General features: G+C 64.6%; 15 protein-coding genes and 2 pseudogenes. 14 read left to right on the top strand and 3 right to left on the bottom strand.

All coding sequences use genetic code 11. From position 1 onward, the window contains the following. Nucleotides 1-53 precede the first annotated feature (53 nt). The 5 genes from ACQPXH_RS29740 to ACQPXH_RS29720 all read left to right on the top strand — a co-directional run bounded on the left by ACQPXH_RS29740 (nucleotide 54) and on the right by ACQPXH_RS29720 (nucleotide 9,108). Nucleotides 54-4,778 carry an amino acid adenylation domain-containing protein gene (locus ACQPXH_RS29740; protein ID WP_433599760.1) on the top strand — a complete coding sequence of 1,575 codons (4,725 nt, stop codon included), beginning with the start codon at nucleotides 54-56 and terminating at the stop codon, nucleotides 4,776-4,778. Then, complete coding sequence (locus ACQPXH_RS29735) at nucleotides 4,775-5,731, top strand: ATP-binding cassette domain-containing protein (RefSeq protein WP_433599759.1); 957 nt, start codon at nucleotides 4,775-4,777, stop codon at nucleotides 5,729-5,731. The genes ACQPXH_RS29740 and ACQPXH_RS29735 overlap by 4 nt, the downstream gene beginning before the upstream one ends. Then, the gene (locus ACQPXH_RS29730; RefSeq protein ID WP_433599758.1) at nucleotides 5,728-6,492 is read left to right on the top strand and encodes an ABC transporter permease; all 765 of its coding nucleotides are present in this window, start codon (nucleotides 5,728-5,730) and stop codon (nucleotides 6,490-6,492) included. Before ACQPXH_RS29735 ends, ACQPXH_RS29730 begins: the two co-directional genes overlap by 4 nt. Next, nucleotides 6,489-7,253, top strand: a complete 765-nt coding sequence (locus tag ACQPXH_RS29725) for an ABC transporter permease (protein ID WP_433599757.1) — start codon at nucleotides 6,489-6,491, stop codon at nucleotides 7,251-7,253. Before ACQPXH_RS29730 ends, ACQPXH_RS29725 begins: the two co-directional genes overlap by 4 nt. 85 nt (nucleotides 7,254-7,338) lie before the next feature. After that, a complete protein-coding gene (locus ACQPXH_RS29720; protein ID WP_433599756.1) occupies nucleotides 7,339-9,108 on the top strand; it encodes an MFS transporter in 1,770 nt (589 codons plus the stop codon). Nucleotides 9,109-9,269: 161 nt separating this feature from the next. Here ACQPXH_RS29720 and ACQPXH_RS29715 read toward each other — a convergent pair whose 3' ends face one another. Then, nucleotides 9,270-10,253 carry an ABC transporter substrate-binding protein gene (locus tag ACQPXH_RS29715; RefSeq protein ID WP_433599755.1) on the bottom strand — a complete coding sequence of 328 codons (984 nt, stop codon included), beginning with the start codon at nucleotides 10,251-10,253 and terminating at the stop codon, nucleotides 9,270-9,272. A 272-nt stretch (nucleotides 10,254-10,525) separates the two neighbouring features. On the opposite strand from ACQPXH_RS29715, the gene ACQPXH_RS29710 reads away from it, so the two are divergent. Both ACQPXH_RS29710 and ACQPXH_RS29705 read left to right on the top strand, forming a co-directional pair. Further along, the gene (locus ACQPXH_RS29710) at nucleotides 10,526-10,849 is read left to right on the top strand and encodes a hypothetical protein (protein ID WP_433599754.1); all 324 of its coding nucleotides are present in this window, start codon (nucleotides 10,526-10,528) and stop codon (nucleotides 10,847-10,849) included. A 118-nt stretch (nucleotides 10,850-10,967) separates the two neighbouring features. After that, nucleotides 10,968-11,549, top strand: a complete 582-nt coding sequence (locus tag ACQPXH_RS29705) for a Uma2 family endonuclease (protein WP_063046884.1) — start codon at nucleotides 10,968-10,970, stop codon at nucleotides 11,547-11,549. Between the two features lie 21 nt (nucleotides 11,550-11,570). Here the strand turns inward: ACQPXH_RS29705 and ACQPXH_RS29700 are convergent, their stop codons facing one another. After that, nucleotides 11,571-13,607, bottom strand: a complete 2,037-nt coding sequence (locus ACQPXH_RS29700) for a M13 family metallopeptidase (protein ID WP_433599753.1) — start codon at nucleotides 13,605-13,607, stop codon at nucleotides 11,571-11,573. A gap of 98 nt (nucleotides 13,608-13,705) precedes the next feature. Beyond that, on the bottom strand, nucleotides 13,706-15,751 hold the full coding sequence (locus tag ACQPXH_RS29695) for a M13 family metallopeptidase (protein ID WP_433599752.1): 2,046 nt from the start codon (nucleotides 15,749-15,751) through the stop codon (nucleotides 13,706-13,708). 475 nt (nucleotides 15,752-16,226) lie between these two features. Here ACQPXH_RS29695 and rplN point away from each other — a divergent pair, with 475 nt between their 5' ends. The 7 genes and pseudogenes from rplN to ACQPXH_RS29660 all read left to right on the top strand — a co-directional run bounded on the left by rplN (nucleotide 16,227) and on the right by ACQPXH_RS29660 (nucleotide 19,270). Next, nucleotides 16,227-16,595 (top strand): 50S ribosomal protein L14, encoded by a 369-nt coding sequence (rplN, locus tag ACQPXH_RS29690; RefSeq protein WP_040686591.1) that lies wholly within the window; start codon nucleotides 16,227-16,229, stop codon nucleotides 16,593-16,595. A 1-nt stretch (nucleotide 16,596) separates the two neighbouring features. Then, a complete protein-coding gene (gene rplX, locus ACQPXH_RS29685; RefSeq protein ID WP_062983172.1) occupies nucleotides 16,597-16,914 on the top strand; it encodes a 50S ribosomal protein L24 in 318 nt (105 codons plus the stop codon). A gap of 1 nt (nucleotide 16,915) precedes the next feature. Then, nucleotides 16,916-17,512, top strand: coding sequence for a 50S ribosomal protein L5 (gene rplE / locus ACQPXH_RS29680; protein WP_433599751.1), 597 nt, complete (start codon nucleotides 16,916-16,918; stop codon nucleotides 17,510-17,512). A 4-nt stretch (nucleotides 17,513-17,516) separates the two neighbouring features. Beyond that, nucleotides 17,517-17,702: a type Z 30S ribosomal protein S14 gene (locus tag ACQPXH_RS29675; protein WP_062983162.1), complete on the top strand. Its 186-nt coding sequence runs from the start codon at nucleotides 17,517-17,519 to the stop codon at nucleotides 17,700-17,702. A 286-nt stretch (nucleotides 17,703-17,988) separates the two neighbouring features. After that, nucleotides 17,989-18,321 (top strand): annotated as a pseudogene (locus tag ACQPXH_RS29670) (Fic/DOC family N-terminal domain-containing protein); the annotation flags it as partial. 283 nt (nucleotides 18,322-18,604) lie between these two features. After that, a pseudogene (locus ACQPXH_RS29665) lies at nucleotides 18,605-18,670 on the top strand (hypothetical protein); the annotation flags it as partial. A 30-nt stretch (nucleotides 18,671-18,700) separates the two neighbouring features. Continuing rightward, entirely contained in the window at nucleotides 18,701-19,270 is a 570-nt protein-coding gene (locus ACQPXH_RS29660; protein ID WP_433603706.1) for a hypothetical protein, read from the top strand. Nucleotides 19,271-19,631: the final 361 nt, after the last annotated feature.

Raw genomic sequence — 19,631 nt, 5'->3', positions numbered from 1 at the left:
GCGGCGGACCCGACGAAGGGTGACGCGATGTCCGAGGGCCGAAAGGCGTTGCGATGAGTGTGGACCGGAGCGTCCCGGCCGAAATCGAGGATGTGCTCGCGCTCAGCCCACTGCAGGAGGGTCTGTTCTCGTTGGCGCGGCTGGCCGCCGACGGGATCGACCTGTACACGATGCAGTTCGTCATCGATATCGGCGGTCCGGTCGACGTGCCGATGCTGCGCCGCAGCGCCGAGGCGATCCTGCAGCGGCACGCCAATCTGCGGGCCGCGTTCTGGGATAAGGATCTACCCAAGCCGGTGCAGATCGTGCCGACCTGGGTGGATCTGCCCTGGTTCGAAACCTCCGCGCTACCTGCGGAATTCGATGCCATCGCCGAGGCGGACCGGCAGCAGCGGTTCGATCTCTCTCGCGGTCCGGCCCTGCGGATCACCCTGGTTACGCTGCCCGCCGAGCGCCACAGGTGGATGGCAGCCGACGGAGCTTGCGGAGTCGGCGGGGTGGGTGAAAACAGGGGGATGGCAGCCGACGGAGTCGGCGGGGTGGGTGAACACAGGGGGATGGCAGCCGACGGAGTCGGCGGGGTGGGTGAACACAGGGGGATGGCAGCCGACGGAGTCGGCGGGGTGGGTGAATACAGCGGGATGGCAACCGACGGAGTCGGCGCGGTGGGTAGGCGCAGAATGATCGTGACCGCGCATCACATCCTGATGGACGGCTGGGCGGTCGCGGTGTTCTTCCGCGAGCTGATCGCGGTGTACGACGCCGGGGGACAGGCGGATTCGCTGCCACCAGCCCGGCCGTACCGCGATTACATCGGCTGGCTCGCCGCGCAGGACACCGCCGCCATCACCCGCAGCTGGACCGAATACCTCGCGCCGCTGAGCGGTCCGCTCATGCTGGCCGCCGGTACGGCAACCGAAGTCGGCGCGGCGATTCCGCGCCGCAGCCGATTCAGCTTGGACAATGCCGAAACCGCGCGGCTGGTGCAATGGGCACGCGCGAACGGCCTGACGGTCAATACCGTTGTGCAGTATGCCTTGGCCGTCGTCCTCGGCAGGCTCACCGGTCGACGCGATGTCGTCTTCGGCACCACCATTTCCGGCCGTCCTGATGCGCTGTCCGGCGTCGAGACGATGATCGGGCTGTTCATCAATACCGTGCCCGCGCGCGTCATCATCGACCGGACCAGCACCGTCGCCCAGCAATGTGCACAACTGCAGCGCGAATCGGCGGCTATGCGGGACGCGGGATATGTGAGCCTGTCGACTATTCAGCGTGTGGCGGGGCACGGTGCGCTGTTCGACGTGCTGTTCGTCTTCGAGAACGCACCCATCGGCGCGGCCACCGATCCGATCGTCACCGCGAGCGGCACCCGATTCCTGCCGGTGGCCATGGAAAGTCTGGTGCACTACCCGCTTTCGGTGGTGTCTCATCTGAACGACGGCACGCTCGTCGTCCTGCTCGAGGCGATTGCCGAAGCCCTGCCGCACTTCACGGTCGGCGATATCGGCCGGCGGATCCTGTCGGTGCTGCGTCAGCTGCCCGATCGTGGCGATTCGAGCCCCGATGCACTGGACGTGCTGCTGGCCGACGAAAAAGTCATCGTTGCAGGCAAGGACGTCTGCGTGAATGGCACGGCTTACGAGCTCTTCCTGAACCAGGTCGCCCACACCCCGGATGCGATCGCACTGAGCACCGGTTCGGATCGCTACACCTACCGTGAATTGCGTACAGCTGCTGGGCAACTGGCGAATGAGCTGACCACCAATGGTGTCGGCCCGGAAACCGTTGTCGCCCTGGCATTACCGCGATCGGCTCGATCCATCATCTCGATCCTCGCCGTACTGGAAGCTGGCGGAGCCTATGTGCCGGTCGACATCTCGGCTCCCGCTGCCCGCATCGAATCCATACTGCGCCAAGCGGATACGAAACTCATTCTGACAATTGGGGAGTCCGCAAACCTGCTCGGCGAGACCACACACCCGGTCCTGCTACTCGACGATCCCGCCGTCACGGAGCGAATCGCCAACCACCCCGTCTCGCCCTACCGCCCGGTCGCCCCGCAGACAACCGCCTACCTCATCTTCACCTCCGGCTCGACCGGCGAACCCAAGGGCGTGATCGGCACCCATGCCGCTCTGACCAGCTATTTCACCGACCACCGCGACCGCGTCTACCGCCCGGCGGTGGCCCGGCTCGGCCGCCGCCTGCGCATCGCACACGCCTGGTCGCTGAGCTTCGACGCCTCCTGGCAGCCGATGATCGGCCTATTCGACGGTCACACCGTCCACCTGTTCGACGAGACCGAAATGCGCGATGCGCAGGGCCTCGTCGACGGCATCGTCGGGCACCAGATCGACATGATCGACACCTCGCCGTCGATGTTCACCCAGCTCTCGGCCGCCGGTCTGGTGGACGGTGAGCGACTGACCGTGCTCGCCCTCGGCGGCGAGGCCATCGGTGCGCCCATGTGGGAGCAGCTGCGCGCGCTGCCGGGTACCGCGGTTTACAACTGCTACGGCCCCACCGAGACCACGGTCGAGGCGGTGGTCGCGACGGTGAATACCGGTCGCAACGAGCCGGGCAATGCCCAGCCCACCATCGGCGGACCGGTAGATCGCATGTCCGCGTACGTCTTCGATGCCATGCTGCGGCCGGTGCCGCGCGGTGTCGTCGGTGAGCTGTATTTGTCCGGCGCTCAGGTGGCCCGCGGCTATATCGGTAAGGCCGCCATCACCGCGGATCGCTTTATCGCCGACCCCTTCCGACCCGGGGCTCGCATGTATCGCACCGGTGATCTGGTGCGGCAGTTGCCGAATGGCGACCTCGCCTATCTCGGCCGAGCCGACGACCAGGTCAAGATTCGCGGCTACCGCATCGAAATCGGTGATATCGAAACGGCTTTGCTACGGCTGCCGCAGGTTCGTGCGGGCGCTGTATCGGTCGTGCAGCGGCCGAGCGGCCCGAGTCTTGTCGCCTTCGCGGTCAGTACTGATTCGGCCACCTTGCGTGCCCGCCTTGCGGAGCGCCTGCCTGCGTATATGGTTCCGGCGCGGGTCATTGCGCTGCCCGCGCTGCCGGTCACCCCCAACGGAAAGCTCGACGTCCGAGTTCTGAACGCGCTGGCGCTGGAGGCCCTACAGGGCTCCGCCCAGCGCACCCTGCCGAGCACCGATACCGAGCGGACCTTGTGTCGAGCGCTCGCCGAGGTGCTTGGCGGTACGCCCGGCATCGATGACGACTTCATCGAACTCGGCATGGACAGCATTGTCGCCATCTCCCTGGTGAACGCGGCGCGACGCGCCGGACTCTCGGTCGGTCCGGCCATGGTCATGACCAACCCCACGGTCCGCGACCTGGCCGCCGCCATCGATTCCCGTGCGGCACAACAGGAGAACATCCCGACCGCGATCGGCGAGGTACTCCCGACGCCGATCATGTCCTGGATGTACGAGTACGGCGGCTTCCGCAGGCTCGCACTCTCGACGCTGGTATCGCTGCCCGCCGAGGTTGATCGGGCCCAGTTGGAAGCGGTGCTACAGGCACTGATCGACGGTCACGACATGCTGCGCGGCCAGCTGTCGAGGACCCGAAACCGGTTCGAAACCAGAGCGCCGGGCAGCGTGCGCGCCGCCGAAATCCTGCACGAGGTTCGGGAATCCGGTGATTTCGGTACCGCGCTCGAGAAGCATGCACGAGCGGCGATCGACCGCATCGATCCGAAGACCGGCACCATGATTCAGGCCGTCCGCTTCCTGGGCCGCGATGTGCTGCTGCTGTCGATCCATCACCTCGCGGTCGATCCCGTCTCCTGGCACATAATCCTCGCGGATCTGGCAGACGCGTGGTCGCAAATCGCAGAGGGGCAAACCCCCACTGTCGCACCAGAATCGACGGGGTACCGCAGCTGGGCCGAACTGCTCGACAAGCGCGGTACCGCACCGGAAGTATCGGCCCAACGCGACTTCTGGTCGGACCAGCTGACCGGCTCCGATCCGGAACTCGGCCTGCGCCACCCGGATCCGACCCGCGACACCTGGTCCGCCTACCGTCTCACGCCGTCGTTCATGCCGACCGACATCACCCGCCACATCCTCGACGGCCTCGGCAACGACCTCGGCATGCACGAGTTACTGCTCACCGCACTGGCAATCGCACTCACCACCTGGCGAGTGGAACGCAACCAGGACGGCTCCACCGGCGCACTGGTCGCCCTCGAGGGCCACGGCCGTGAAGACGCCGCCGTCGGCAACGTCGACACATCGCGGACGGTCGGCTGGTTCACCACCGTGTACCCATTGCGCGTCGGCGCGGGCTCGACACTCGATATCACTCGCGCCGAATCCGGTTCGGCCGAAGTCGCAGACTTGCTGAAAGCGATTGCGGCACAACTCGACAGCGTTCCGAACAAGGGCTTGGATTACGGCTTGCTCCGCTACGGCGATACCGAGTCGCACACCGATCCCCAGGTGATGCTCGACTACCTGGGCCGCATGGACCTCACCGCAGGCGCATCGGGTCCGTGGACCCCGATCACCGACCTCGCCCTGCACCAACGGCTTCCGGTCGCACCCGAACCGGAGATGCCGTTGCGCTACGCACTCGACCTCGTCGTCGCCGTCTACCCCGGCGCCGATGGACCCCAGCTGGCCACCTTGTTCCGCTGGAGTGACGCACTTTTCGACACCACCGAGATCGACCGTTTCGCCACTATCTGGCAGCGCTGCATCACTGCGGTCGCCGCCGCCATACCAAGCGCAACTCCGGGAGAACGATGAACGCAATCGAAAACGCTATCGTGGTCGAGGACGTCCGCAAGTCCTTCGGCGACGTCCACGCCGTGCGCGGGCTGAGTTTCTCGGCGCCGGCCGGGAGTGTGCTGGGCGTACTCGGCCCGAACGGCGCGGGCAAGACCACCACGGTCTCCATTCTGTCCACGCTCACCAAGCCCGATGCGGGCCGCGCCCTGGTCGCGGGATACGACGTCGTGCGCGAGGCCGCGGATGTGCGGGCATCCATCATGCTCACCGGCCAGTACGCCGCCCTGGACGAGGTGCTGACCGGCCGGGAGAACCTCGTCCTGTTCGGCCGCCTGATGGGTCTGCGTCCGAAACAGGCCAAGGTCCGCGCCACCGAACTGCTCGAACAGTTCGATCTCACCGAGGCGGCCGATCGTCGCGTCGGCGGCTACTCCGGCGGCATGCGCAGACGCGTCGATATCGCCTGCGGGCTGGTGCGCCCGCCCAAGGTCGTCTTCCTGGACGAGCCCACCACCGGCCTGGATCCGGTGAGCAGACAGGGCGTTTGGTCGCTGGTGCGTTCGCTGAAAGAACAGGGGGTGACGATCCTGCTCACCACGCAGTACCTCGAAGAGGCGGATGCGTTGAGCGACAACATCATCGTCATCGATAAGGGCCGCGTCATCGCCGAGGGCACTGCGGACGAACTCAAGGCCCGTTCGGGTTCGAGCTACTGCGAGGTCGTTCCGGTCGACGCGGGTGACGTGCCCGCCGTGATCACCGCACTGGACGGTCTCGGCACGGTGACCGTCGCCGAATCCAAGGACCGGGTGTCGCTTCCCGCTCCCGACGGTGCCGCCACGCTGGCCGAGGCGCTGCGCCGCATTACCGAGGCCGGTATCGAACTCATCGATATCGCCCTGCGCAGACCGTCACTCGACGAGGCCTTCATCAAGCTCACCACCGACGAGCCCGGGTTGGTGACCGCATGACCGAATCAGTCACCATTCCCGCCGGAATGCAGTGGACCGCGTTGAGCGGTCGCACCGTGCGCGCGGCGATCCGCGAGGGTGATCTGCCCTTCGGTTTCGTCGCGCCGATGATCTTCTTCGTCTGTTTTTATGTCCCGCTGCGCAAGTCGATGGAGCAGACCGGTGCGGACTACGCCCAGTACCTGCTGCCGGTGATCCTGCTGCAGGGCATGTTCTTCACCGCCATGTCCGCGGCCGACCGCGCCGCCCGAGATACCTTCAGCGGCATGGGAACTCGCATGCGGTCCATGCCGGTCGAATCGTGGGTACCGCTGGCCGCGCGGATGTCCGCGAATCTGGTTCGCGCGCTGGCCGGGCTCGCGGGAGCGCTGGTCATCGGCACGGCCTTCGGATTCCGATTCCACAGCGCGGCAGCTGCTCTCGTCTTCATCGCATTATCCCTTGCCTTTGCCGTGGCACTGGTCATCGGTGCCGACACGCTCGGCGTCGCCACGGGTAAGCCGGAAGTCGGCGCGTCCGCACTGCTGGCACCGCAACTGCTGCTCATCATGATGTCCACGGGTTTCGTTCCGGCCGAAGGCTTTCCAGGTTGGATCCAGCCCTTCGTTCGCAATCAGCCGGTCTCCCAGGCCGCTGCGGCCCTGCGCGATCTCGCGGATGGCGAATACACCTCGGCCGTCGCCGTTGCGGTGGCCTGGATTCTGGGTCTGATCGTCGTGTTCACCGCGATCTCGGTCTGGGTGGAAGGGCGACGGCCGTGAAAACACTGATCGACCAGAGCTTCGTCGAAACGGGCCGACTGCTGCGACGCTGGCCGCGCGAGCAGGAGGTGCTGACCTCGACCGTGATCCTGCCGGTACTGCTGCTGTTGATGTACCAACTGGTGCTCCACAAATTCCTCAGCGCATCCTCCGGTGTGGACGCCATCTACGGTTTTGTCCCGATGATCGCGGTCACCGGCGCGATGTACGGCGCCATGGGGACCGGCCTTTCGCTCTACGCGGAACGGGAAAGCGGTCTGCTGCGGCGCATTTGGGTGCTGCCGGTACACCGCGCGGCCGGACTGATCGGCCGACTGCTCGCCGAATGCGGACGCACGCTGATCGCGACGATCATCGTGGTCGCTCTCGGCATCGCGCTCGGATTGCGCTTCGAGCAGGGCTGGCTGGGTGTGCTCGGCGCGCTCGCCGTTCCGGTGCTGCTGATTCCCGGCTTCGCCACCATGGTGATCACGGTCGGCGTCAGCAAGGCGGGCGACAAGGTCGTGCAGTTGTTCTCGGCGCTCGTGCTGCTGGGGATGTTCTTCAATTCCGGATTCGTACCCGTGCAGAACTACCCGGGTTGGCTGCAGCCGGTAGTTCGCGTCCAGCCGATGAGTTGCGCCATCGAGGCAATGCGCGGCTGCACGATCGGCGGCCCCATCGCCACCCCGCTGCTGCAGACCCTGGCCTGGTCCGTTGGGTTCGCCTCGGTCTTCGGCGCTTTCGCGGTACGCGGTTACCGCAAGGCCGCGGAGGGCTGAGCGGTCCACTGAGTGGGGCCCCGGCTTGATAGTTACATCAGCTAATTATATAGTTTCGTGAGGTAACAATCAGCAAGGGGCTGCCGTGACGATTCCATCCGCCGATCTCGATCTGGGTGATGTCCAGACCATTCGCCGCCGCCTGCGCTACGACCGGGATCACCCGCGCTACAAGTGGATCGTCCTGACCAACACCACCATTGGTGTGCTGCTCAGTGCGGTCAATGCCTCGATCGTGCTGATCTCGCTGCCCGCGATCTTCCGAGGTATCGGGCTGAATCCACTGGAAGCGGGCAATGTCGGCTATCTGCTGTGGATGTTGATGGGCTATTTGCTCGTCACCGCGGTACTCGTGGTGATGTTCGGGCGGCTCGGCGATATCTTCGGCCGCGTCCGGATCTACAACCTCGGCTTCGCCGTCTTCGCGGTGACCTCGGTCGCGCTGTCCTTCGATCCGTTCCAGGGTGGTTCGGGCGCGATGTGGATCATCGTCTGGCGCGTGCTGCAGGGCATCGGCGGCGCCATGCTCACGGCCAATTCGACGGCCATCCTCACCGACGCCTTCCCGGCCAAACAGCGTGGTACCGCACTCGGCATCAATATGGTCGCCGCGGTCGCGGGCTCCTTCCTCGGACTGATCATCGGAGGCGTGCTCTCGGAATGGGATTGGCGCGCGGTGTTCTGGGTCAGCGTGCCGATCGCCGTGATCGGTTCGATCTGGTCTTATCGCTCGCTGCACGAGGTGGGCATGCGCACCGAGGGCAAGGTCGACTGGGCGGGCACTATCACCTTCGGCCTCGGACTGACCGCATTGCTCACCGGCATCACCTACGGCATCCAGCCCCATGGTGGACATCCCACCGGCTGGTCCAACCCCTGGGTGCTCGGCGCGGTGTTCGGCGGCATCGCCCTGCTCGCGGCGTTCTGCGTGGTGGAGACCAAGGTCGCCGAGCCGATGTTCCATCTGTCGCTGTTCCGCAGCCGTGCGTTCGGCCTCGGCAATTTCGCCAATCTGATGGTCTCGATCGGCCGCGGCGGCATGCAGTTCATGCTGATCATCTGGCTGCAGGGCATCTGGCTGCCGCTGCACGGCTACGACTACGAATCGACGCCGCTGTGGGCCGGTATCTATCTGTTGCCGCTGACCGTGGGATTCCTTGCCGCCGGACCGGTTTCGGGTTGGCTGTCGGACCGCTACGGATCGCGCCGGTTCACCACCGGCGGCGCGACGCTGGCCGGGCTCACCTTCCTGCTGCTGCTCGTCATCCCGGTCGACTTCGACTATTGGGTGTTCGCCACGATCGTGCTGCTCAACGGCATCGGCTGCGGACTGTTCTTCTCACCGAACACCGCCGCCATCATGTCGAGCGTGCCCGCGTCCCAGCGCGGCGCGGCATCCGGTATGCGCGGCACCCTGTTCAACGGCGGCAATGCGCTGTCGATGGGAATCTTCTTCTCGCTCATGGTCGTCGGCCTCGCCGCGAGCCTGCCCTCGGCACTCGACAGTGGTCTGCGCGCCCAGGGTGTATCCGCGGGCGCCGCGTCCCAACTCGCCGACCTGCCGCCCGTCGCGAGCATGTTCGCCGCTTTCCTCGGTTACAACCCGATCCAGGAATTGCTCGGTCCCAGTGGCGAATTGGCCAAGCCGGGCGTCGATGCGGACACCCTCACCGGTCAGGAATTCTTCCCGCATCTGCTGACCGGACCGTTCCACTCGGGTCTGATCGTGGTGTTCGTCTCGGCCGCCTTGATGATGTTCCTGGCCGCCGCGGCCTCGTACTTCGCAGGCGATAAGTACGTCGAGGAGGAACTGGCCGAACTCGCCGAGGCCGACGAACTCGTCGGCGCGCGCTGAGTTACGGCTGGTCGGTCGCCCGCGACGGCCTCCGGTCGCGCCACTCCGGTCGACCTGCGCGACCGGACCGATGAACTCAGATGCCTGCTGGCTCTGGCCGCGGAATGGCCGAAGGCCCGCGCGCTGATGCGTGCGAGCCTCGAATCTCCGGCGCGCTGAACCTATTTCGCCGCGTTGGCGAAGGCGGGCTCCAGCTTGTTCAGCAGGTAGGGCACCGACAGTGCGGTCGGCTGGTTGACGGCGCTGATCTCCTGCACTGTGAGGAAAACCACCGAACCCTTCTTCACTGCGGGCAGATCGGCGTATCCGGGGAGCTGCCGGTACTTTTCGTCCATACCGGGGGAGTAGCCCGCGAGCAGCAGATCGGCGGTGAGTTCGTCGACCCGCTCCGGGGACAACGCCAGCCTGCCCTGGTTCGACGGCCGATCGGTGAGGTTCTTCGGAATGCTCAGTCCGAGCTGGGAGAAGATCTTGCTGGACCCGTCGTTCGGATCGGTCAGCACCATCAGCTGCGCCGGGCTGGCCAACCAGGTGCTCGCGAAGGTCTTGCCCTTCAGACCCGGATTGGCCTGGCCGATGGACTGCACCTTCTTGTCCACATCGGCGATCACGCGCGTCGCGTCGTCTTGTTTGTGCAGTACTTTGCCGAGCGTGGTCACCAGGTCCTGCCAGGGCTGAATCGACGAGGAGGTGAGTGCGGGCAGCGTCGGGGCGACCTTGGACAGCTCGTCATAGGTCTTCTGGTCGGCCAGGAATCCGTCCACCAGAATGAGATCCGGCTCCAGCGCCGCGACCTGCTCGGCGATATTGCCGGTGGTATTCAGGGCCTTCGCCGATTCGAGCGACTTCGGCTCCCATGCCGGGGTGCTCTTGGATATCGAGGCGACATTGTCGACGTAGCCGACCGGGGTCACCCCGAGCGCCAGCGTCGAATCCAGCCACTGATTCCCCAGTGTGACAACCTTTTTCGGGGTGCCCTGCACTGTTGTCGTGCCGCGGGCGTGGTTGACGGTAACGGGTGCGCCACCGTCGGACCCCGCGTCGTCGCTCGACGACCCACAGGCGGCGATACCCAGGGTCAGGGCACCGGCCAGCACGGCAACCGCCGCCCGCTTCCAGCCACGAGACGTCCGTACAGACTCCATCGACACCCTCTCCTTCATCGAGGAATTCCCCGACTCGGCTCCCTTCGAGCCGCAATAGCATAGGTCAGCCTAACCTACATTGACCGCCGCACCACCCCGGCTCGGCGGTTGCTGTCATGTCATCTGTTGCAAACCTATTGAACGTGCCGCTATCTAGCGGTACGTTAAATGACGTCAATAAATGATCCTCTCGTCCGGGAGGCATCGACGTCGAACCCGTGAAGACGCGGGTCTTCGCACGACTGACGCATACCGAATCGAGGCTAGTTCCGATGAATCAAAAGAGTTCCGCCGGACGCGTCCGCCCCATGGTCGCCCGCATCGCCATCACCTCCGCCCTTGCCCTGGCCCCGATCGCCGCTGTCGCGGGACCCGCGCTCGCCGATACGACCGACACCCAGGGTCCGGCGATCGTGCTGGTCGATCAGGCCGAAGACATCCACGGCCACGGCGGTTTCGGCGGCTGGGGTGGCTTCGGTGGCTGGGGCAACGGTGGATGGGGCCACCGCAGCTACCCGGGCTACCCGAGCTACCCGGGCTACTACCCCGGTTGGCCTGGCTACTTCCCCCGCCCCTCCACAGGCAGCGCCTTCTGACCCGAGTCGGTTCGGCGGCGAAAGCCCAGAAGCGGGTCCCGTTTGGAATAAGCCCGGCACAGTAGCCGGGCTTATTCCAAGTCGGGCTCCGGACATGACGAATGGGTAGGCTTCCGTCATGACGATCGAGCCGTTCGGCCATCTGCCGCACGAGATGACCGAGGAGCAATACCGTCAACTGCCCGAGGCGACAGCACGCGAAATCGAGGTCGTACACGGGCATGTGATCGTCTGTGAGTCGCCGGTACCCGAGCACAATCGCGTGGCGCGCAGGCTGGCCGGTGCCATGGAGCAGTTGCCGAGTACCGAACCGTGTATTCGAGTCGAAACCGATATCGATGTAGTGCTCTGGCGAGTACCCAAATTCACGTTCCGGCGGCCGGATGTCACGGTCTATCGGTGCCTTCCGGAGCGGGGTGCGAAACCGGAGGCCGGTGATGCCCTGATCGTCATCGAGGTTTCCTCGCCATCCACCGCCGCCGAGGATCTGCTCGACAAGAAGGTTCAGTACGCCCGCGCGGGGATCCCGCTCTATCTTGTCGTCGCACTCGACACCAAGTACGACATCGAGGAGGTCCGCGAGTTCCGGCTCGACGCCCACGCCGCCGAATACCGCCTGCACCGCTTGCATCGCGACGGATTCGTACGACTGGAACACGTGGTGCTGGGCGATATCAGCTTCGCGGACCTGGTCCGATAACGAGGAAGGTCGGCCTACGGCTCAGAGGGTGATGCGCTGGTTTTCGGGGAGGAAGAGTTTGTCGCCTTCCTTGACGGCGAAGGTGTTGTAGAACTGGGCGATATTGCGGACGATCTGGTTGCAGCGGAATTCGTTGGGGGCGTGGACGTCCTGGAGCAGGCTGATGGTTGATTCCTCGGTCTGCTTTTCGCGCCAGCTGCGGGCGTAGGAGAAGAACATCTGCTGGTAGTCGGGGTCGATACCGTCGCGCTCGGCGGCGATACGGTAGGCCTCGACGGCGATTTGCAGGCCGCGCAGATCGGCGAGGTTTTCGCCGACGGTGAGTGCGCCGTCGACGTGGTATTTGGGATCGAGGCCCTCGGGGACCAGCACGTCGAATTGGTCGATCAGCTGCTTGGTCTTGGCCTCGAATGCGGCCAGGTCCTCGGGTGTCCACCAGTCGCTGCGGTTACCGCTGGCATCGTATTTACGGCCCTGATCGTCGAAGCCGTGGCCGATCTCGTGACCGATGGTCGCGCCGACCGCACCGTAATTGACCGCGGTCGTCGCGTCCTTGTCGAAGAACGGCGGCTGCAGATAAGCGGCGGGGAAGGTGATCTGGTTGCTGGTGGGTGAGTAGTAGGCATTGACGGTCTGCGGTGACATACCCCATTCGGACTTGTCGACCGGAGTGCCGAGCCGGTTGAACGCCTTCCTGGAGTCGAAAGCATTGACGGCGCGCAGGGATTCGATCAGCTTGCCCCGGGTGATCTTCAGCGCGGAGTAGTCGTCCCACTTATCCGGATATCCGATTCTGGCCTCGATCTTGTCCAGCTTGACGATCGAGGCGTCCCTGGTCGGCTTGGACATCCAGGTCGAATTGGTGAAGTTCTCCCGATAAGCGGCCATGAGGTCGGCCACCATCTCCTTGGCCCGATCCTTGGCGGTCGGCGGAAAGTGCTTGTCCACGTACAGTTTGCCGAGTTGGTCACCGAGATTGTCGTCGACGACGCCGACGCCGGACTTCCAGGTCTCCGGCCGCTCCTCGAGTCCACTGAGCACCTTGCCGACGAAATCGAACCGCGCGTCGCGGATCGCCTTGGGTAGGAATCGGGCGAACTGCGCGACCACATTGACCCGCAGATACTCTCGCCACAGCGCGATATCGTTCTCGGCCCACAGTTGCGCGGCCGCGGTCACGAACGACGGCTGCGCCACCACGAGCTTGTCGAACAGCGAGCGTGGCCGATCGGTATTGCCCGCCATCCACGGATCCCAATCGAATTGCGGTCCGAGCGCGACCAGATCGTGCCAGCCCATCACGTTGTATGTGGCATCGGTATTGCGATTGCGCACGCTGTCCCAATGCGCCGCCGCGATCTTGGTCTCCAGATCGACCATGCGCTGCGCGATCCCCGCCGGATCGGTGAACCCAGCGCCCGCGGACATCTTCTCGAGGTAGGTCTTGTAGCCCGCGAGCTGCTTGGCGTATTCCGGCTTGCGGTAATACTGCTCGCTCAGCGTGATACCCGACTGGCTGACGGTGGGGATATAGGAATTGGAGTCCTTGCGGTCGATGCCGACTCCGATGCCGATCAGCCCGGAGATCGGCAGCTCCGCCATCACCTTGGCCAGATCCGGTTTGGTCGCCGCGCCATCGATCTTGGCGAACAGATCGGTCAGCGGTGTCATGCCGAGCGTTTCGAAGGCGGCCTCATCGAGGCGCGCATCGTAGAGATCGCGAATCTGCTGCGCCTCCGAACCCGGTTTCGGATCCTCGAGACCCTCGATGATCTCGCGCAGCTGATCCAGCGTCCGATCGCTGGCATCGCTGATCGCGCCGACCGCAGCCTTGTCCGGCGGCAGCTGGTACTCGCGCAGCCACTTGCCGTTGACATGCCGATACAGATCGTCCTGCGGCCGGATCGCCTCGTCCGCGCCGCCCAGATCGACCCCGGTGAGCTGCACCTGAGGCTCATCCTTGGAGCAGGAGGCCAGAGCGACGGCCGCGGGCACCACCCCGAGCGCGATCAGGAAGGCACGACGGTCCAGCTGACCGAGACGACCGGTTGATGTCACGAGGATTTCCTCTCCCGATGCGGTCCCGGCCGCATCCTCGTCAGGCGCGATAGTGCTGGCCCGAGGCTACCTGTCTCCGGCGTTGCCAGCCCGTCGGATCAGAGCGAGACCCGCTGGTCCCGGGCCAGGTACAGCTTGTCGCTCGGTTCGACGGCGAAGGTGGTGTAGAACTCGTCGATATTGCGGACCACCTGGTTGCAGCGGAACTCGTTGGGCGCGTGCGGATCCATGGCCAGTCGCAGTTCCATGTGCTGCTTCGTCGATTTCTCCCGCCAGATCCGGGCCCAGGACAGGAACAGCGTGCGGTTGTCCGGGTCGCCCTTGCCGTCGTGTTTATCGGCTATGTCGAGGGCGGCCACGGCGATACCGAGACCGCGCAGATCCGCGAGATTCTCGCCGACCGTGAGCGCGCCGTCGACGTGCTTGCTCGGGTCGAGACCGGCCGGGACCAGCGCGTTGTACTGATCGATGAGCTGCTTGGTCTTGGCCTCGAATGCGGTCCGGTCCTCGGGCGTCCACCAGTCGCGAAGATTGCCGTCACCGTCGTAGCGCGAACCCTGATCGTCGAAGCCATGTCCGATCTCATGACCGATGACCGCCCCGATCGCGCCGTAGTTGACCGCGGTCGCGGCATCGGAGTCGAAGAACGGCGGCTGCAGAATGGCGGCCGGAAACGAGATCGAATTGGCGTTCGGGTTGTACTGGGCATTCACCATCTGCGGTGGCATTTGCCATTCGGATTTGTCGACCGGGGTGCCGAGGTGCGCGAAACCGCGCTTGGTCTCGAAACGCTGTGCGGCGCGAACGGATTCGATCAATTTGCCGCGTGTGATCGTCAAACCCGAGTAATCGATCCAGTTGTCCGGATAGCCGATCTTCGTGACTATCTTGTCGAGCTTCGCGATGGCGGCCTGTCTGGTCGGCGGCGACATCCAGGTCGAATCGGTGAAGTCGGCCCGATAGGCGGATATGAGATCGGCGACCATCGCCAAGGCGCGCTCTTTGGCCGCGGGCGGAAAGTGTTTGTCCACATAGAGTTTCCCGAGCGGCTGGCTCAGGTTCGCATTGAGGGTCGCGATGCCGTCCTTCCACAGCTCCGGACGCTCCTGCAACCCTTGCAGCACCTTTCCGACGAAATCGAATTCGGCATCGGCAATGGCCTTGGGCAGCAGTGATGCGAACTGTTTGACCACCGCCATGCGCAGATACTCCCGCCAGGCGGCGATATCGACCTCGGCCCAGAGCTTTCCGGCCGTCGACACGAACGACGGCTGGCCGACCACCACGCGATCGAACAGTGCACGCGGCCGGTCGGTATTGCCCGCCAGCCACGGTTCCCAATCGAATTGCGGTGCGAGCGAGGTCAATTGGGTCCAGCTCATCGGGTTGTAGACGGCATCGGGATTGCGCAGCCGAACATCGTCCCAGAAGCCGCTGGCGATCTTGGTTTCGAGTTCGAATACCCGCTGGGCAGTGCCCGCCGGATCGGGAAAGCCGGCGCCCGCGGCGAGGCGTCGCAGATAGGTCTGATACGCGGCACGCTGCTCGGCGTATTCGGGCTTGCGGTAATACTGCTCGCCCATATTCGAGTCGATACCGGACTGGGAGATGCCGGCGACGTATTTGGCCGAATTGTTTTGATCGACCCCGACGGACAAGCCGATGAGCCCGCCGATCGGCAGCGCGCCCATCACCTCGGCCAGATCCGGTTTGGTCGTCGCGCCGTCGATCGCCGCGAACAGATCCGCCAGCGGGGCCACGCCGAGCCGCTCGATTTCCGCCAGATCGACCCGCGCGTCGTAGAGATCTCGGATCTGCTGCTCGGCGGTCCCGGCTTTCGGGTCGTGGATGCCGTCGATGATCGCCCGAAGCTGCTGTTCGACCCGGTCGCCGACCTCGTCGAAGGTGGTGTAGGACGGCTTGTCCGGCGGCAGCTGATAATCGCGCAGCCAGCCGCCGTTGACGTAACGGAACAAATCGTCCTGTGGCCGAATCGCCGGGTCCTCGCCCCGCATATCGACACCGGTGAGCCGCACCGACTGCTCCCGCGAGCACGAGACCAGCGCGGTGGTGGCCGGAATCACACCGAGTGCGATCAGAAACGTGCGGCGACCGAGCCGGGTGGGACGCGCGGACGAAGTCAAGAGAACCCCTTTTCCAGCGGTGATGTGGAATATGCACGGGTCTTCCGGAGATCTTGCTCGTCCCGAGGGTAGTAACCAGCCGACGCATTGTGCCCGCGGCCCCTTCCAGCTGGGGTTCGAGCGGTTCTACAGGGCTGGTTTCAACCCTGCTGGTGTCGATTGCGTAAGACCCACTCGCTCGCCGAGCGAGTGGGCGGCATGAGCCGGGACTCTCCGACTTTCGGGCGCGAGAGGATGCAAAGGCGAAGTTCAGCCTCGGTCCGATGGCCCGCCCCGATTTTGGACCGACCTGGGGCTTCCCCTAGACTGAACCGGTTGCCTGCGGGAGCTGTGCCCGCAATTCGGCCGCGAACCCCCGGTGGTTGATCCATCCGATCGAGAAACCGCTGGCAGGCGCGCGTTCGGGTGGTGACACGACCATGCCCGTCGGGTCGGCAATCCGGCGTGCGTATACATCCAGGTCAAGGAGGCTGAAGTGATTCAGCAGGAGTCGCGACTGCGCGTCGCCGACAACACGGGTGCGAAGGAAATCCTCTGCATCCGCGTTCTCGGTGGTTCGTCGCGTCGCTATGCCGGCATCGGCGACATCATCGTCGCCACCGTCAAGGACGCTGTCCCCGGCGGCAACGTCAAGAAGGGCGAGGTCGTCAAGGCCGTCGTCGTGCGCACCGTCAAGGAGCGTCGTCGCCCGGACGGTTCGTACATCAAGTTCGACGAGAACGCGGCCGTGCTGATCAAGGCGGACAACGACCCGCGTGGCACTCGTATCTTCGGCCCGGTCGGCCGCGAGCTGCGCGAGAAGAAGTTCATGAAGATCGTTTCGCTGGCTCCGGAGGTGCTCTGACATGAAGGTGCACAAGGGCGACACGGTGCTCGTCATCTCGGGTAAGGACAAGGGCGCCAAGGGCAAGGTCATCCAGGCCTACCCGAAGGAGAACCGGGTCCTGGTCGAGGGCGTGAACCGGATCAAGAAGCACGTTGCCAACTCCACCAACCAGCGTGGTGCCTCCTCGGGCGGCATCGTGACCCAGGAAGCTCCGATCCACGTGTCCAACGTGATGGTCGTCGACTCCGACGGCAAGCCGACCCGCGTCGGTTACCGGACGGACGAGGAGAGCGGCAAGCGGGTCCGGATCTCCCGTAAGAACGGGAAGGACATCTGACATGACCACCTCTGAGACTGTGACATCGGGTCGCTCCGCAGGCTCCGCTCCTGCCCAGCCGCGGCTGAAGGCGCGCTACCGTGCCGAGATCAAGGACGCGCTGAACAGCGAGTTCAACTACGCCAACGTGATGCAGATCCCGGGCGTGGTCAAGGTCGTCGTGAACATGGGTGTCGGTGACGCCGCGCGCGACGCCAAGCTCATCAACGGCGCGGTCCGGGATCTGGAACTGATCACCGGTCAGAAGCCCGAGATCCGCAAGGCCACCAAGTCGATCGCGCAGTTCAAGCTGCGTGAGGGCATGCCGATCGGCGCGAAGGTCACCCTGCGTGGCGACCGCATGTGGGAGTTCCTGGATCGGCTGGTCTCCATCGCGCTGCCCCGTATCCGCGACTTCCGCGGTCTGTCGCCGAAGCAGTTCGACGGCAACGGCAACTACACGTTCGGCCTGAGCGAGCAGTCGATGTTCCATGAGATCGACGTGGACTCCATCGACCGCCCGCGCGGTATGGACATCACCGTGGTGACCACGGCGACCAACAACGAAGAAGGCCGTGCCCTGCTCAAGCACCTCGGCTTCCCGTTCAAGGAGAACTGAGCACATGGCTAAGAAAGCACTGGTCAACAAGGCCAACAGCAAGCCGAAGTTTGCCGTTCGCGCCTACACCCGCTGCCAGCGCTGCGGCCGCCCGCACGCGGTGTACCGCAAGTTCGGCCTGTGCCGCGTGTGCCTGCGCGAAATGGCGCACCGCGGTGAGCTGCCGGGTGTGCACAAGAGCTCCTGGTGAGCTTGCGCTCCTTGTGAGCGCATCAATCGAATATTGAACGAGGGCACGGACTCCCACCGAGTCCGTGCCCTCGGCTGTTCGACTTTCCTTGCGCCCGATCAGAATTCGAGTTCGGACCAGGAAAGTTCGTGATGATCGCATCGGAATCCTTCGGTGCCCACGCATAATGCGATAGCGAACGGGCACGGACTCCCACCGAGTCCGTGCCCTCGTGTGTTTTGCGGCAAGTACTAACAACTGCGTCCTTTATTAAAGGTTATCTGTTAACCTTTAATAAAGAGGCGACATGGCGAAGGTTGTACAGCTGCGCTGGGCGGGCAACTTGGATGGTGGTGGTTTGTCTCGCAGAGACCGTGGCTCCGGCACCTACCAGGCGTACCTGCCCGATCCGTTGGTCGGTCGCCCCATCGTGCTGACCAGCGAGACCGCCGCCGACGTCGTCGATGCCGAGGTCGCCATCGCCCGCCTCGACACCGAGGCGAAAGCGCTGGTCGAGACGGAGGCGTTGTCTCGCTTGCTGCTTCGCGCCGAGGCTGTCGCTTCTTCGCGAATCGAGGGCTTGGAGATCGGAGCGCGTCGACTGCTGCGCGCGGAGGCGGCGCGGAAGTTGGAGGGTGAATCCTCCGACGTCACGGCCACGGAGGTGCTGGCCAACATCGACGCGATGGCGGTCGCAACCAATGCGATCAGTCGCGACGAGTTGATCCGCGAAGATGTTTTGCTCGAGGTTCATCGGCGCTTGCTGGCTGGTACCAAGATTGCCGAGCACGGCGGATGCTTGCGTGAGGTGCAGAACTGGATCGGCGGTAGCTCGTTCAATCCGTGCTCGGCCGCTTTCGTTCCACCGCCGCCGGAATATGTACCAGAACTGATAGAAGACCTGGTCGACTTCTGCAACAGCGATGACCTGCCCGCCGTCGCCGCAAGCGGCGATCGCGCACGCGCAGTTCGAAACGATCCACCCGTTCATCGGCGGCAATGGCAGAACCGGCCGTGCGTTGATCCATCTCGTGCTGCGCCGCCGTGGTGTAGCCGAACGCATCATTGCGCCTGTCTCTCTGGTCCTCGCTACCTGGAGTGACAGCTACATCGACGGTCTGACTCGCTTCCGGCACATCGGCTCGTCCGAATCGGCGCAGGCCACCGACGATCTGAACTTGTGGGTGGCGCGCTTCGCCGCGGCATGCACTCGGGCGGCAGCGGATGCGACCGCCTTCGAGGTGAAAGCCGTCGAACTGCAACGATCGTGGCGGGACCGAGTGGCGCCGGTGCGGGCGAACTCCGCGCTGGACCTGCTCCTCAGCAAGCTCATCGGAGCGCCGATTCTCACCGTCTCCACCGCAGCCACACTCATCGGACGCAGTTTCCCCGCCACGAATGCCGCGGTCGACCGATTGACCGAGGCCGGAATCCTGCGCCAGCTCACGATTGGCCGCCGCAACCGAGCCTTCGAGTCACCAGAAGCGATCAGCGCGTTCACTACCCTGGAACGACGCCTCGCCAGCCCGGACGGCGACACGCGAACATCGGAGCTAAAACGCCCGGTGGCGCGTCGCTTCGCGCACTAGAAGTGCTCCGATCGCTCGGCACGGGATGTGAACGAAACAGAATTCTCCGAGTCTGAGGGAGCAGTCGAGGGCCTATCGTGAACGAGGGCGCGGGCTCTCCATATTCGATGCCCTAGCCCTCCTGCTGAGGAGCTACCAGCAGTAGCGGTACCCGCCGGACGAACAGCCCGAGGCGATCAGATTGGTCATCGACGGGACTTCCGGCTTTCGAGTACGTCGCCCCCGCTGGCTCGGCTCGAGGCTGGGTGTATGTGATCGAAGTAGCGGCGCCCTTGATTCTGTCGACGCGAAGACTTGCTCCGTGCCGACGACCTCACCCTGACTTTGCCGGACTGGGCCCGGACTCATCTAGAATCCGAAC

Source organism: Nocardia sp. CA-135953 (genome assembly GCF_050955735.1).
Taxonomy (GTDB): Bacteria; Actinomycetota; Actinomycetes; order Mycobacteriales; family Mycobacteriaceae; genus Nocardia.
Note: the sequence above shows the minus strand (reverse complement) of the source record. Positions and strands in the feature narration are given on the sequence as shown.